Raw genomic sequence first — 14874 nt, forward strand, 5'->3', positions numbered from 1 at the left:
GTCTCCACCGACGGCACCAGGACTCCGTCTCAGGTCTCCTGGCCGAACCGACCGGGACCGGGGTGGGCAGCATCCCCCGCTGCGCGGTCGACACCGACGGCCCGAAGTCCTGATCCGGCGACGAGGGCGTCGCCGAGTTCCGAGCGTAGGTAGAGGACCGAGCGACCGTGGCGGGCGCTGGCGAGGAGGCCGGCGGCGCGGAGGGTGCGGAGGTGCTGGTTGACGGCCGAGGGGGTGACGCCCAGGCGGCCGGAGAGTTCGGTCGATGAGGCGGGGGTCTCAAGCATGGTGAGCAGCCCTGCCCGGGTGGCGCCCAGAAGGTCGGTGAGCACCCCTGGGGAGTGACGGGGCTCCGCTTGCCAGAGCGTGCCGACGCCCCGGGTGCCGTACATGATCAAAGGGGGCTCGGACGGGGAGATGGGGACGGTGGCGGCCCGGCTGAAGAGGGTCGGGACCAGGGTGAGGCCCTCGCCGCCGGTGGAGCGCCGGTAGCGGGCGTCGCTGATCAGCCGCATGGATACGATGCCGTCCTTCAGCTGAACGCGGTCGCTGAGGTCGGCGAACATCGCGGCCAGGCCGTGGGCCGAGATGACCTGGCCGCGGTGGACCACGTCGGCCTGCAGGACCGCGCGCATCCTGGGCCACCAGGGCGCGAAGCAGGTGCGCCAGTAGTCCCGCAGTGCGTCCAGGATGCGGGCCGACGGGTCGCCGCGCAGCGGCTCGGGGAGCCGGGGGTGGATGGCGCGCAGGTCGTCGATCACCCGGTCCACGGGCACGTGGGCGACCGCGGCGAGTTCGTCGTTGATGCGGGTGAGCGGGGCATGGGGGCGGGGTGACAGGTAGTCCGGCGTCCACATGTCGTCGTTGGTGAGCGCTTGCAGCAGGGGTACGTCCAGCGTGGATCGGGCCTGCTCCGTGCGGCGCAGCCAGGGCAGGTGCACGGGGTAGCGGCCAGGGTCGCGGAACGTGCGCAACGACAACGTGAGCTCGTTGAGCGGCGAGATGGCGAAGCGGACGTCGGCCACGTCCATCCCCGCGAGCTCGTACTCGATCAGCCCTGCCATGAAGCCATACGCTACATCAATTGGCGACAAAGGCCCTATTACGGGATAAAGGCCCCCGTGATCCAGACCTTCTTCCCTCAGGACCGCGTCGCCCGCTCACTGACCGTCAGCACGATGGCGTTCGCGCTCTCCAGCGGCGTCTTCTACACCGTCAGCACGCTGTACTTCACGCTCGTCATCGGGCTCAGCGTGACGACGGTGGGTCTCGGGCTGGGCATCGCGGGCGGCACCGGGGTGCTGGCCTCGTACGCGGGAGGGTGGCTGGCTGACCGGGTCGGCGCGCACCACGTCCAGACGGTGGCGACAGGGCTCAACGGGGTTGCGCTGCTCGCCTACACGTTCGTCTCCGACGCCGTCGTGTTCACCCTGATCGCCTGCCTGGCCGTGATCACGCGTTCGGTGGGCTCCTCGTCGAAGCAGGCGATGCTGGCGCGGTGGTACACCGGCCCGGAGCGGGTCGAGGTCCGGGCCCGGATGCGCGTGGTCACGAACGTCTTCATCGGCCTGGGCACGGTGGCCGCTGCGGCGGCGCTCCTGATCGGCACCGCGTCGGCGTACCGTGTGGCGGTGGTCGTCGCCGGCGTCTTGCTGCTGGCGGCCACCGTGCCGCTGGCCGGGCTCGGGCGTCAGGTGCCGGAGCTCGCCGCCAGGATGACCGCCGTCAGGGAGCGCACCGCGTCCGCCGGGCCTTCGCCGCTCAGGGACCGTACGTACATCGCGAGCGTGGCGTGCAACGCCGTGGTGGCCACGCAGTTCGGCCTGCTGACCGTCGGCATGCCGCTCTGGGTGGCCACCACCGACGCGCCCACCGCCATCGTCTCCGTGCTACTCGTCCTCAACACCGTGGTCGTGGCCGCACTCCAGGTGCGCGCCTCGCGCGGCACCGACGACGTGCGCAAGGCCGGGCGCACGGTCAGGCGCGCGTCGTGGCTGCTCGCGATGGCATGCGGTCTGTACGCTCTGGCCGGCTACGGAAACATGATCGTCGCCTGCGTCCTGTTCGTCCTGGCCGCGTCCGCCCACACCATGGGTGAGATCCTGGGCGAGGCGGGCGGCTGGGGCATGGCCTTCGAACTGGCCGACCAGCGCAGCGCCGGCGCCTACCAAGGCCTCAGCCAGACCGGCTATGCGATGGCCGCCATGTTCTCCCCGATCCTCGCCACCACCGCCGTCGAACACGGCACCGCGGGCTGGGTCGGCCTGGCCGCCCTCTTCGTCCTGGCCGGCACGGGCGCCGCCGCGGTGGCCCGGCACGCGGCTGCCAGGGATCGAGCGGGACGTGAGGGCTCTTCGATGGTAGGCGCAAGTTAAGCGCGTCCGCGTCGGGTAGTGGCGCATCGGGTACATAGACGCTGATTCTCGGGATTACGGAAGCCGCAGGCGTCTCGGACGGTGATCTTGATGACGCGGTTGGTGCTTTCCGAGCCGGCGTTGGTGATGCCGGTCTGAATGCAGGCCAGGATCTCGGGCCACCGGGTCTCAATGGCGGTGGCCAGGCGTTCGAGTTCGGACAGGCCGGAGACGGCGCAGCGGTCGCAGAAGCGAAACCTGGACGGGATCTTCGACCAGGCCCTGCTCCACCACGGCTTCGTGGACCACGTGCGCGACTACCAGCTCGTGATCCACGCGACCGCCGACCCCACAACCGCGACCGCGCCGACGACGCTGCGCTACCTGTTCCGCCACTGCGTGCAGGCCCACTGCGCCACAACCGTGCCGGTCGGCACCTGGCCCGACTCCCTCGATGACCGGCTCATCACCTACGAAACGGGAGTCGACCTCGACGGCTACGTCTGGGGAGACAACTGGCGGATGCTCACCTCTACGATGCCGTGTCCCCGTCTCGCTTGATGCTTGGCAGTCCTGCCTGCGAGCCGAATCAGGCGGTGCTCACGCTCCACGGCATGAGCGGATCGGGGGTCTTTGTTATTGAGCGCGAACGAGGGTGAGCATGTCTTCCACCGAGCCGGCCGGGTCGCTGATCGGAAACTGCACCGCACGGATGATCGCATTGGGGTCGACCAGCAAGGTGAGGCGCTTGAAGCGGTCGACGCCGGCCGCCCGGAAGGTCGGCAGCAGCAGCCCGGCCGCGAGCTTGCTGTCCTGGTCGGATAGCAGCGGGTAGGGCAACCTCGCGTGCGCGACGAAGGCGGACAGCTGGTCGGGTCGCTGGGTGCTGACGCCTCGGATCACGGCACCGGACGCCTCGAAGTCGGCATGCCGTGTCGCGTAGGTGAGGGACTCCAGAGTGCAACCCGTGGCGCCCGGGATGTCGGCCCAACCAGGCGGGTAGCCCTGGGCGCCGGGCGCGAAGGCGCCGGGGAAGAAGTAGAGCACCGTCCAGGCACCGGGTGCGTTGGGCGCGGCCCGTTCGCCGTCGTGTCGTTCCAGAACGACATCTGGCACTTTCCGACCGACCAGCTCATGCACCCGGCGGGTCTCGGCGGACCCGTCCTCGCTGGTCGCGGTCAGCGCGCCATCGCCCATCACATGCCTGGTACCCCAATCCTGTAGCGCGATGAGCGCTGGCAGCAGGCCTTCGCCCTTCGCGGTCAGCAGGTAGTCGTAACGCGGCGGGCGATCGGAGTAGGGCCGCTTCTCCAGTACCCCGTGTTCGACGAGGCCGGCGAGGCGCTCGGCCAGAGCTCGGCGGCTGACACCGAGCTCACGCTGAAGGCCGTCGAAGCGGGTGGTGCCGCCGGCGATGTCCCGCACCACCAGGAACGTCCACCAGTCACCGATCACTCCAAGCGCCTGCGCGATGCCGCAGTCGGCGTCGGGTAGATCAGCACGCTTCACATACTCCATTATATAGTGCATTCCATTCTGGAACTGACTGGGGAGATGTCGAGATGGCAGTGGACAGTGCGCGCGGCGCGAGCGTCTTCTGGCGGTGGTGGACGGCCGGCACGACCAGCGCGGTCGGTTCGGCGATGGGCGCAGTGGCCTTGCCACTGACGGCGTTGACGGCGCTCGACGCCTCCGCGTTAGAGATGGGCATGATCGCCGCTGCCGGTTACGTCGCCTGGATCGTGATCGGCCTACCCGCCGGGGTGATGGTGCAGCGACTACCCATGCGAAGGGTTCAGATCGGCGCGGACCTGGCGCGCGCGGCGGCGATCATCTCCATTCCTCTGGCGTGGTGGCTGGACTGTCTGACGGTCGCCCAGTTGGTGATCGTGGCCCTCGTGATCAGCTTCGCGGACGTCATCTTCGACGTCGCCAACTCGACCTTCCTGCCGTCGATCGTGAGCAAGGAGCAGTTGCAGTCCCGTAACAGCCTGACCTCCGGCACCCACGCCACAACTCAGCTCGGCGGACCATCCGTTGGCGGTCTCATCGTCCAGGTGCTCGGGGCTGTGCCTACCCTCCTCGTCGACGCGGCCAGCTACCTTGTCTCAGCCCTGCTGCTGCGGACCCTGCCCGAACGCCGCTCAGAGACCCCCGAGCGCTGGCCACCGGTACGCGCGATGATCCGGGAAGGCTGGCGTTTCGTCGTGCACCACCCGGTGATGAGGCCGTGCATGTGGGCCGCCACCGCGGCAAACACAGTCTGCGGGGCACAGCACGCGCTCTACGCGTTGTACCTCGTGCGCGAGTTGCACGCCGAGCCCGGCCTCGTCGGCCTGCTGCTGGCGGCCGACGGCGTTGGCACGCTGATCGGCGCGGCTTTGACGAACCACATCACAGCCAGGCTCGGGACCGCCCGCGCCCTGATCGTCGCCGGATTCGTCTCGCTCGCCGGGGCGCTTGTCGTGCCCCTCGGCACCGGCTGGCAGGCCTTCGTCGCCTTCGCCGTCGGCAATGTGGTCTTCTCCGCCGGCGTGGTGGTGTTCAGCGTGGTCACCCGCACCTACCGGCAGATCGCCAGCCCGCCCGACCTGCTGCCCCGGGTGATGGCGACGGTCCGCTTCGTCTCCTGGGGTGCGATCCCGATCGGCGGGTTGATCGCCGGAGCCGTTGCCGGGGTCCTCAGCGGCCGCGTCACCTTGATGATTTTCGTCGTCGCGGCCGCCTGCATGCCGTTGGTCCTGCTGGCGTCACCGATCCGGCACCTGCGCAATCTCACCGACTATCAGCAGCGCGACGACTCAACCGGCTCGCCAACCGCATCGCCGGAGCTCGCCGCCGACGCCGAACCGGCCTAGCCTCCGGAGCTGATACCCGTACCGGAGCGCCGAAGGCAACGACGCCAAGCTCACCACCTGGATCACCACGATCCGAGCCGCTGACCTGCCCCACCTACACGGATTCACCAACGACCTGATCATTTAAGCCCTGGGCACAAGACAGCGAACCCCGCCTCCGAAGACCGGCTGGCGGGGCTACTTGGCCAGATGGCGGCTGATGACCAGGCGCTGGATCTGGTTGGTGCCCTCGAAGATCTGCATGTTCTCCGATGTCCGATCCGGTCACCGGCGAAAATAACTCGATCATGTCGGTGAGCAGCGGTTACGCTTGCGGGCGTCTCGCGTCACTTCTCCCTGGTTTCGATGCTCCCACGGAACAGCGACAGAACAAGAGCAGAGCTTGGAGGCGGCTGTGGCGATACCGAAGAAGGGCTCGCGGCCCATCACCGTCGACGGCACTGTCTTCCGCTGGCGCGTCCGCCACAAGCCGACCTACAGCCAGGGCAACGCCTGGAGCCCGCTCACCGTCGCCACCGCGCGAGCCGAGGAGCCGGGCGCCGTTCTCGTGGTGTCACTCCCCCGCGCCCGGCCGGACAACTGGCTGGCGGAGCGAACGCTCGCGATCCGTCCTGCCCTGGTCGTCGGATGCATCCGGCGAGCCGTCGAACAAGGATGGAACTCGGGGCAACCGGGCTCAGGGTTCAGGGTTCACCCTCACCGTTACCGAGGACGAACTGGCCTCGCTCCTGGGCGAACCGCCTCACTACCTGATCTGCGCTTCCCCTTCCTCTGGGGCATGATCCCGGAAGGTAGCGGCATCGAAGACCTCCCTCGATGCCCTCAGGTCTGGAGTCGAGACGGGCCGAGCACCAATCATGCGCCTTCTGATCCGTAGCAAGGTCAGAGACGACCACCCCTGTCCACAGTTGACAGAATCGCCTGCTCGTCAGGGGTGCTTCACCTCGGAGATTCCAACGCCGTCCTGGACCGTTCAGATGTGTTGTTAGCACCAGCGTTAGCAAGATCGCGATAGTACCGACTGTCGTACTGGATGGCTACTCGCCGGCCATGAAATTCTCCGAGATCAATCCCATCATGTACGAACCCGACTACACACCGACACGATCGGATACTGGAAAGGCGGGCAGTTCTTCGGCTCCATCACCGCCGCCTTCCGTGATGGCTATGCCACCATAGCCGGGCTGGTGGAGATCCGACCGCTACTCTCCTTCGCCTTGCACCGAAAAGACCGCCCGCCTTTTCAGAGACCCTGTTCACTTGATGAAGCGCATGAACAGACGGGTGTGAACAGCGGGGGCCGCTCGACGGTCGGCGTGATCGCCTTAAGGTGCCGACACTCCGTACACCTCTCGCCGAAACGCCCCCTGGCCGTAGGCCTACGATCGGCCGTGACACCATGATCAGGAGGATTCCGCGTGACGAGCACGAGAGTGCGACCCCATATCGCCCGCGTCCTGGAGCGGACCCGCGCCGTCCTGTTCGCCTTCAATGGCGCAACCTGCGATCTTTACGCCGAAATGGACGCTGCGGCGATCGCCGGCGGCATCCGCGACCGACTCGCCGCCCACGGGCACAGGATGTCGCTCCTGACCCTCATCGTGACTGACCCGTTGTGGATGCTGGACTACGCCCACAGTGTCAGGCGGGACTACGGGACCGACGCAGAGGAAACCGTGCGAGACGCCGAGATGGCGGCAGCCTTGACGGCCGTACCGACACCAGGGGCGTCCGAGGTACTGACGGCCTGCAGGGCCAGTGGCAGACGCGTCGCCATAGTGGGTGACACCTGCACGGCCGCCATCGAAAGCTACCTCGACGCGCACGATCTGCGACACCTGGTGGGACCGGTCATCGGACGCGAGCAGCGCCAGCCCACTACGCAGGAGCCGGGTCTCGAACTTCTGTGGCAAGCGGCGCTGGAGCTCAACGCGGAACCGTCTGACTGCACGCTGATCAGCGTGTCTTCTGACGAAATGTTCGTGGCCGCGGATGCGGACGTCCAGGCGATCGGCGTGGTCAGCAAGTACGGCAAGCGCAAGCATCTCGCTGGCGTTGGGGGTTCGGTCGCGGTTTCCTCGATGCGTCAACTGGCTGAGGCGCTCACGGCCGTCTCCATCACGAATAATTCCGGAACATCGCCCCAACGGCTCTAGCCCCTACTAAGGCAGGCCCCAACTCCGTCATGCGCACTGACCCTCTGAACGCTGCAAGGCCGCAAAAACACTTCATTACGAGTGAGAACTTGATCGTCCACGGACGTCCACCCTGCTCGCGAATGCCTGCTCGGGCAGGAGGTAGAGGGGCAGCCAGTCCACCGCCGTCCAAGCTCATCCGAAGCCGTGGTTAGCACTCCCGTTAGCAAGATCGGTGCTCAGCCCTCGTGCTTCGATGGCAAGTGGACCCGTACCGCAGGGCCGCCAGGCCCGAGGAACGGAAGCCGCGCGGCAGGCTGACCTTCCGGTTTTCATGTCGTCAAATAGATCCGTCCGCTCGTCGGCGGGCAGGAGGACGCCTCCCGCGAGATTGCAACCGATTGACCAGAGAACTTCTGCTGATGCACTTCGCATAGTGTTCCTCCCTTCTCGACTCGGGCTTCTTGAGGACCGATCGAGCAAATGGCGAACTACAGTCAGCGTCACCACAAGGATGACCCATGCTGCAATCCCGGCCGGAATTGAACCGACAGCCTGCCCGATCGACCAACGGACGGATCTACGCAGGCCAACGAGCATCAGATCTTGAAGGTTCCCAGAGCCCGTTAGGCCCACATCTTCCTGGGCTTTCACGTAGCAAGATCATGGAGTATGCCTGGTGGGCCTACCCTGGACGCATGCCCGCGCGTGAACTACCAGATCCGGCTCTACCCTCGCTGTCGGCCCAGTGGCGGTTGCATTGGCCGGACTGCCCGCCCCTCGGCCATGAGTTGCGGTGCGACCCTGACCGCTGGGTGCGTTTCCACAGCTTGCCGAATTCCAAGCGTTACGCGGAGACGGAGACCGAGTACCAGACGATACTTCACCGCCACAACACCGTCCTGAGCGAGATGTTTGCCGGTCAAGAGCTGTACGTCACCACGGTCACCTATGTCATGGACGAAGGCTTCACCGACCCGACGCCCTTCGACGCCCACGCACTCAACCCCGGCTCACGTCCATGGACGAGGGTGCGCGAGGACGACGCCTCCGATCCTGTCTGCACCATGCATGTGCACATCGGCCGGCAGCAGTGGGAACCAGGCGCTCTGGACGCCCTGTTGCGCGCGGTCGCCGATGACCAGTGCAACGGCATCATCATCATGGATATCGACCTACGCCGCGTCTACCACCCATACGACGGCGGTGCTGACGTCATCATGGCCGACGCCGACGAACGCGATCAGCTCAAGGCCGCTCACGTCGGTTGGCTCCCGCAAAATCGACACGGGCTCTGATGAGCCCTTGATTACAAGAGCAAGGCAGCACCCTGGCAGACGCGTCCCCAGCCTGGTCAGGTGTGTGATGGCGAATGACGCCGAAAGGCTCCGTGAGGCCGTGTTGCTGTACTTCCGTGCTGTACAGCAGCGACGAGAACCCACATGCCCGGTGGCAAGCGGACCCGTACCGCAGGGCCGCCAGGCCCGAGGAACGGAAGCCACGGCAGCATGACCTTCCGCTTTTCAGGCGGAACAACCGCCCTGCGCAGGGGCCGAATGCCGAGGTCAGAAGATTGTGGACGGCGGCCGCAGGGAGCCCATGTGTGGGTACGCTGCTGTCACCTTGCCCTCCCATGAGCTACGCATGAAGCCCAGGACCCTCCTAGGCTCGTCGGTCCGGTTCGATAACCCATACATCGATCGTCACCCCTGGGACCTCGCCAACCCTCGGAAGGCGCTTGGTGGCCTCGATACGATCGACTCTGTCATCAGCGGGCTGTGGGGTCCCCCGCCATGCCCGTGCGCCGAAGACGCCCTCCATCGCATCGAGTGTGGGCTTGATCAGGTTGTCCAGATCCCAGACCTCGTTCGCGTTGCGGGCCGAAACAAGTCGGAACTCCAAACGAACGGCGAAACGCGCGTCCCGAGGCTGCACTCCGCTCGCAGCGACGGCCGAGCGAACGGCATCTTTCCAAGGCTTTTCGTGAGCTGTGGCGAAGGTAGCAGGCCGGCCGGTCACCTGAATCGTCACAAGATGGCGATCCGTCATACGCCCTAGGATCGCACGCCGCGTTCGCCGGACCTTGGCCTGAGGTCACCCTTGATCATCGGGAAGGGTGTCGCCTATGCCAGCGCCTGATCCTCCCGAGTTCCGGCGCCGCGCAGTCAAGCTCGCGCGGGCAGGCGATGTGCCACCAACTTCTGCCGCTCGCTCAGGACCTGGGGGATGCGTCAACCGCTCGTGCTTGTCGAACTGACTGGTCAGCCACAAGCCTATGCTGACTGCTCTCACTGGGGCAGGTTGCCGCTACAATCGCGGATTCCGAAGCAATCGACTGTTCCAGAGCAGGCGAGGGATAAGCTCTTCTTCAAGTCGCTTATATAGGATACACCTTTTACGAAGCCATTTAATAGCGCGCAAGGCAACAAGAGATGAGGATTGGGAATGGACCTCATGGATTTCCACAAGTTGACAGACTTCGACTTCGAGTGCCTCTGCAAAGATCTTTTCGAGGCGGAACTCAACGTCAGGCTGGAGATCTTTGCGGCTGGAAGCGATGGCGGTATCGATCTGAGGTATATGGACCGATATGGTGAGAAGATAATCGTTCAATGCAAGCATTGGGTGAGGAGCGGCAGAGCGAAGCTTGTTCAATACATGCTGAACAACGAACTTCCTAAGGTGAAGAAAATCAAGCCCACGCGATATATCATCGCATCCACGGTTGAAATGACCAAAGATGCGAAAGATAGATTGTATACATCTTTCAATCCATTCATAATATCAGGAAGCGACATTTTTGGCGTCGACGAGCTATTGCCTTTGGTGGCAAGTCATCCGGAAGTTATAAGGAAGCATATACGGCTCTGGCTCAACGATGTCAACATGCTGGAGGCCGCAATCTCCAGAAATATCTTTTGGCGATCCATGCATTTCGCTGATGAAATACAGGAAACATTGAGGACTTATGTGCCGACCAGTAGTTATAGGCATGCATTGAAATTGCTAGATGCAAACCATGTATGCATAATTACAGGCGGCCCAGGAGTCGGAAAGACGTCTCTGGCACAAGTGCTCAGTGCCTACTACGCCTATACGGGTTATGAGCTCGTTGAAATTTCGGAGAACATTGAAGACGCCTACCGGATGTGGAATGCCAACGCAAAGCAGGTGTTTGTCTATGACGATTTCCTGGGACAGAGCACTCTTGAGGATAAGTTGTACAAGAACGAAGACGCTCGACTAATTTCATTAATGAGGCGGATCGGTAGAGAATCGAACAAGAGGCTTATCTGCACAACTCGCAGCTATATTCTAGCTCAAGGAAAGAATCGCTACGAACGCCTTGATCGTGAGAATTTCGACCCAGTTACCTGCGTTGTAGATCTAGATTCATATGATCGAGAGACGAAAGCGAGGATTCTCTACAATCACACATTCTGGTCGACATGGCCAACTGTGGAGAAAGCATGCCTAGCTCAGCCTGAAAACTATCGTAAGATCATCGATCATCCCAATTTTAATCCGAGGATTATATCTGATGTGTTGGGCACATCTTACGATTCCAGTTGGGGTGATATTACAGCACAACTATGGGCCCGCCTAGATGATCCCACACGTGTGTGGAGGCACATATTCGAAAACCAGCTCACAGAGAAGGAGAGGATACTTCTCGCTACTCTATTTTCTCTAGGTGGCAAGGCGCTTCTTCCAGATATGAAGGAAGCGCTCCTGTGTCATGTTGACTGGGATAGTTCCCAGATGAGACGCAGCCTCCGGATACTCGATGGTACTTTCATAAAGGTATATTATGAGCAGTCGCGCCAATATGTGGAGTTCAGCAATCCCTCTGTGAACGACTTCGTCATTCGAAAGATGAACGACGATAACAGGTTGTTAAAACGCGTCTTGCATGCTGCACGTTCGTTCGACCAAGTTACCAATATCTGGCTGTATCATCCTGATGCTGACACTTGTGGCCGACCCGAAGTCGAGATTGATCTCCACCCCTTGTCTCGTGAGATCGAAGAAGCCGCGCTAGCAACTCTAGAAGCGGCGAAAGCCTCGACGCACAGATTGGTCGGGTATCTGGCTATCGCGCTCGACATGTCTGACAAACTGGGCCTTCCTCGTCTTGGTGAGCGCGTAGCAGCCCACATTAGCAAGCAGGGCAGCATCTATGGCGGACGATATGAAGATATTGCAGCTCTTATTAGAGCGACAGCCAGCTCTCCGAATCTACAGTTTCGGAAACATCATAAAGCTGTCCTCGTAGAAGGACTTACAGCTCTGTTCAATCGTGACCGCAGCGAGAAAGGACTTTTTATAGCCGCCACCTGGGCGCACAGACTTGCCGAATTTGTAGATGAGGCGGTATTGCACGATATTGACGCCCAGGCAGCAGACCGGGCCGACTACCTTATGGAGCTCTACGAATATGGTTCACCCGACGACGTGCTTGATGATGACGAGCTCGTCGCTGCGTTCGAGTTTATGAGAGTTTTCTCGGATTACTATGACCGTTGGCCCGGGGCTAGCGAAGCCATGGAAGGCTACGGCATCGATAACATTAGTGATGAAGGTGGCGAAGAAGACGAAGAAAATGACCCTGAATGGTCGGACGGCCCCGTTTATACAATCATGAGTTTTTTGAATCAGGAGTCGAACCCATAACCTTCTGTTCCGTAGGGCAGGGCAGAAGGCCCGTCGATGCGCTGCTGGCCTGCTCAGGTGGTGATCGTGAACAGTCGGCATGCGGTCGGGTGAGACGGCGTTGCTGTACGCGCTGCTGTACAGCAAACGAGCATGATCGCTGCCCACATGCCCAGCAGCAAGTGGACCCGAACAGCAGGGCCGCCAGGCTCAAGGAGCGGAAACCGTGCGGCAGCGATCTTGCATCCGCCCGAGGAGAGCGGTGTGCATTCTGCCGGCCGAAACCACACCGCCATCAAAAGATGGCAGGGAACCATGGCACACCGGATGTCGATAGCGTAGTATCTGGCAACTAGACGTACGCGGACGTCTATCTCTTTGGGTGCCCGGCGGACCCAAGATGGGATGAGGGGCTCACCGAAGTCACCCGCGGTATTCCAGCTTCGCAGCTGATTCACTCGCAGACCTGTAGTGCTGAGCCGGGCAGCATGAGGGAGCCTGCGTGTCTCACAGTCCTCAGCTCAAGCGCACAGCCAAGATCTTCCACCTGGCGACCGGCCTTCCGTACCAGGCTGTGTGCCTTCCACTCGCCCGAAGAGGCGTCATCACGCGTGAGCATCCGATCCCAGAGGCGCGAACTCGTGCTCAGCAATGGCTGGAGACACAGGTGCTGTACGCGCTCTGCGATGCCTTCCGCGACGACGATGGGCTGAAAGGCAACGTGCTCGGGCTTAGCGCGATAAGACCAGACGAAGACAACCTTGTGCTCGTTCCCGCCCCTGCCCTCGCCGCTCGTCTCGTCGCCTCCATTCTTCCTATCTATGATGCGGATTATGGCGGTGTATGGGGATGTCCGGGCGTACGCCTTCATCGGGCGGGACCGCAGCTCTGGCAGCTATCCGATATCGTCACGGGCGCCTCGGTCCACGTGGTGGTATCTGGCCACGAAGATCCCGCATCGGTCTATCAGCTCGAACCAAAATCCCGCATACTGTGGAAAACGAGTCCGGGCTGGCTGACCGATGTCGAGGAGGACACACTGCGCTTCTGGGGCTCCGGCCTGGATCATCGGCGCAAAGAAAGAGACCGCATGCTCAGCAGCTTGATGCGGCGGGCGATGCTGCTCAACGCGGTTGGCGTTACCCATGGCGGGGCCAATCTCTACGATCACGCCCAGTCAGACATCGTCATCGAGTGGTGCTGCGGCTCATCCCTGTCCCAGCTCGCCGTCAAACTACAAAAGTCATGTCTCTTGGCGAGACGTGACTCCTCCAATGGCATAAATGGCACCGCACCAGACGATCTAGGTAGCGTAACGTTTCGACCGCTCAGCCACCAGATTGGATGGGAGGATAAGCGTCCAAGGATCATCGTTCGGCGTATAGACCTGGGGCACCCTGGCGGACCGCGGGAGTTCGTGTCATGACTTTTAGCGACCTTATCGCGGTACTACTGGCTGGAAGTGCAGCGATCATTGGACGCTACATCGTAGCGCTTATCGGATTGGCGATAACGCTCAGGCGCAGCCCGTCCCGTGACAGGGTGACTCTGTTCAAGGCCTTTGCTCAAGTCCTTCGAGCTCCAAATGCACTAGGTTCGGGATTTGCGCCCCTGTTCCGAGGTGTCGGCCGGAGGGCGTCGAGCGGATCCCAGGGGGTGGTGGAGTGAGGCTCACCTATCCGGGCAGGGTCCCGCCAGGCAAGCACGTATGCAGGCAAGGGGTGGGCGAGCCTCCGCCCACTACCCGATCCTCTGGATGGTGGAGCCTTGGAGATTCGATCTCCTGACTTCCTGCTTGCAAACGGGAGCCGGTCACGACGTAGAGCCTTCCGCTCCCTGCTCAAGCGGTAGTTGGAGACTGGTGGCATTTGATTGGGTGAGGCAGCGTTGCTGTATCTGGCTGCTGTACGGCACCGCGCGCGAACGGCAGCACCGTCTGACGATGGGCCAGCCGAAACCCACCGCCTCAACCGCACGGTTCGGTCTCTCGCCGCTTCGAGCTACCTCAAACCCGATGCCACCTCGATGTGCCGAACGACGAGTAGGAGATCCGCCGAGTGCAGACGTTGCTTAATCTCGCTTAATCGGACGCCGAGGAGGTCGCGCTGCGCTTCCGTGAACACGGCGCCGAAGTCCAGGCACTCGCTGACGCATATGGTGATCTCCAGGAGAACGGGGTCCGAGGAGGGCAGCAGACGAGGGAAGCGTTGGCGGCGCCAAAACCGCAATGCGAGCAACGCGGCCTTCCGGGGATTGCCGTACCAGTACCAGCGAACCTGAAGGTTGGGATTTGGTTCCTCTGCACGCGGAGATCGCCGGCCTTGCATTTTGGCCTCCCGACGCCTTGTCTCGTAGGCGTGGAGCTCGGCATGCCAGGCAGCGCGGCTGGCCTCGATAGCGTCCAGCGCCTGAAGCAGTGCCGCCTCATCGTGTTGAAACCTTCCGGCCTGGAACTCGAGGAAACTCAGCGTCGCCTCGAATCCGAGTGGCCGATACAACTGCACGCAGGACCGGAACGCTGACACCCGCCATCGGTAAGGCAAGGCAGGATCACGTACCCTACGGGCGAAGCTGGCGAAGCCCACCGAAAAAGGCTAGCCAATTGGACGCCGGGAGGCACCAACTCGGCAACGGCGCTGGCGGGGACATTGCTACTGGACTGTCCCAACCACTCACTTCCGGACCTGACCGTCCGCTTTTCAGGCGGGCCGATCCCCCTGTTCAACCGACCAAGATCCTGGTCAGAGGCGTGTGGACGGTGGCACGGATGCGCTGGCGTGTGAGGACGTTGCCGGCTTCGCTGCTGTCACCTCAGTTCGGCCCATCCGGTGGCAAGGCCCGACGGAGGAGGGCCGCGGCAGCCGATCGCCCAGA

12 protein-coding genes are annotated in these 14874 nt (G+C 62.7%); 7 read left to right on the forward strand and 5 right to left on the reverse strand.

Going from position 1 to position 14874, the window contains the following annotated elements:
* Positions 1 to 29: 29 nt before the first annotated feature.
* Positions 30 to 1064, reverse strand: a complete 1035-nt coding sequence (locus tag AB0L65_RS45320) for a DUF5937 family protein (RefSeq protein WP_364259529.1) — start codon at positions 1062 to 1064, stop codon at positions 30 to 32.
* Positions 1065 to 1121: 57 nt separating this feature from the next.
* Here AB0L65_RS45320 and AB0L65_RS45325 point away from each other — a divergent pair, with 57 nt between their 5' ends.
* Entirely contained in the window at positions 1122 to 2375 is a 1254-nt protein-coding gene (locus AB0L65_RS45325) for an MFS transporter (protein WP_364259532.1), read from the forward strand.
* On the opposite strand, the gene AB0L65_RS45330 is transcribed toward AB0L65_RS45325, so the two are convergent.
* Positions 2372 to 2623 (reverse strand): transposase, encoded by a 252-nt coding sequence (locus AB0L65_RS45330; RefSeq protein WP_364259682.1) that lies wholly within the window; start codon positions 2621 to 2623, stop codon positions 2372 to 2374. The two genes, AB0L65_RS45325 and AB0L65_RS45330, sit on opposite strands and share 4 nt — an antisense overlap.
* On the opposite strand from AB0L65_RS45330, the gene AB0L65_RS45335 reads away from it, so the two are divergent.
* Complete coding sequence (locus tag AB0L65_RS45335) at positions 2514 to 2915, forward strand: hypothetical protein (protein WP_364259535.1); 402 nt, start codon at positions 2514 to 2516, stop codon at positions 2913 to 2915. The two genes, AB0L65_RS45330 and AB0L65_RS45335, sit on opposite strands and share 110 nt — an antisense overlap.
* Before the next feature lie 75 nt (positions 2916 to 2990).
* Here AB0L65_RS45335 and AB0L65_RS45340 read toward each other — a convergent pair whose 3' ends face one another.
* Positions 2991 to 3863, reverse strand: a complete 873-nt coding sequence (locus AB0L65_RS45340) for a winged helix-turn-helix transcriptional regulator (RefSeq protein WP_364259538.1) — start codon at positions 3861 to 3863, stop codon at positions 2991 to 2993.
* Positions 3864 to 3916: 53 nt separating this feature from the next.
* Between AB0L65_RS45340 and AB0L65_RS45345 the strand changes: the two genes are divergently transcribed.
* The 3 genes from AB0L65_RS45345 (at position 3917) to AB0L65_RS45355 (ending at position 8645) form a co-directional block, all read left to right on the forward strand.
* Complete coding sequence (locus AB0L65_RS45345; protein ID WP_364259541.1) at positions 3917 to 5212, forward strand: MFS transporter; 1296 nt, start codon at positions 3917 to 3919, stop codon at positions 5210 to 5212.
* A 1418-nt stretch (positions 5213 to 6630) separates the two neighbouring features.
* On the forward strand, positions 6631 to 7368 hold the full coding sequence (locus AB0L65_RS45350; RefSeq protein ID WP_364259544.1) for a hypothetical protein: 738 nt from the start codon (positions 6631 to 6633) through the stop codon (positions 7366 to 7368).
* Positions 7369 to 8045: 677 nt separating this feature from the next.
* Positions 8046 to 8645, forward strand: a complete 600-nt coding sequence (locus tag AB0L65_RS45355; RefSeq protein ID WP_364259547.1) for a hypothetical protein — start codon at positions 8046 to 8048, stop codon at positions 8643 to 8645.
* A gap of 364 nt (positions 8646 to 9009) precedes the next feature.
* On the opposite strand, the gene AB0L65_RS45360 is transcribed toward AB0L65_RS45355, so the two are convergent.
* Positions 9010 to 9396, reverse strand: coding sequence for a hypothetical protein (locus AB0L65_RS45360; protein WP_364259549.1), 387 nt, complete (start codon positions 9394 to 9396; stop codon positions 9010 to 9012).
* 396 nt (positions 9397 to 9792) lie between these two features.
* Between AB0L65_RS45360 and AB0L65_RS45365 the strand changes: the two genes are divergently transcribed.
* Together AB0L65_RS45365 and AB0L65_RS45370 are read left to right on the forward strand one after the other, a co-directional pair.
* On the forward strand, positions 9793 to 12021 hold the full coding sequence (locus AB0L65_RS45365) for a restriction endonuclease (RefSeq protein ID WP_364259552.1): 2229 nt from the start codon (positions 9793 to 9795) through the stop codon (positions 12019 to 12021).
* A 481-nt stretch (positions 12022 to 12502) separates the two neighbouring features.
* A complete protein-coding gene (locus tag AB0L65_RS45370) occupies positions 12503 to 13426 on the forward strand; it encodes a hypothetical protein (RefSeq protein WP_364259555.1) in 924 nt (307 codons plus the stop codon).
* 574 nt (positions 13427 to 14000) lie between these two features.
* Here the strand turns inward: AB0L65_RS45370 and AB0L65_RS45375 are convergent.
* The gene (locus AB0L65_RS45375; RefSeq protein WP_364259558.1) at positions 14001 to 14585 is read right to left on the reverse strand and encodes a hypothetical protein; all 585 of its coding nucleotides are present in this window, start codon (positions 14583 to 14585) and stop codon (positions 14001 to 14003) included.
* Positions 14586 to 14874: the final 289 nt, after the last annotated feature.

Source organism: Nonomuraea sp. NPDC052116 (assembly GCF_040680035.1).
Lineage (GTDB): Bacteria > Actinomycetota > Actinomycetes > Streptosporangiales > Streptosporangiaceae > Nonomuraea > Nonomuraea angiospora_A.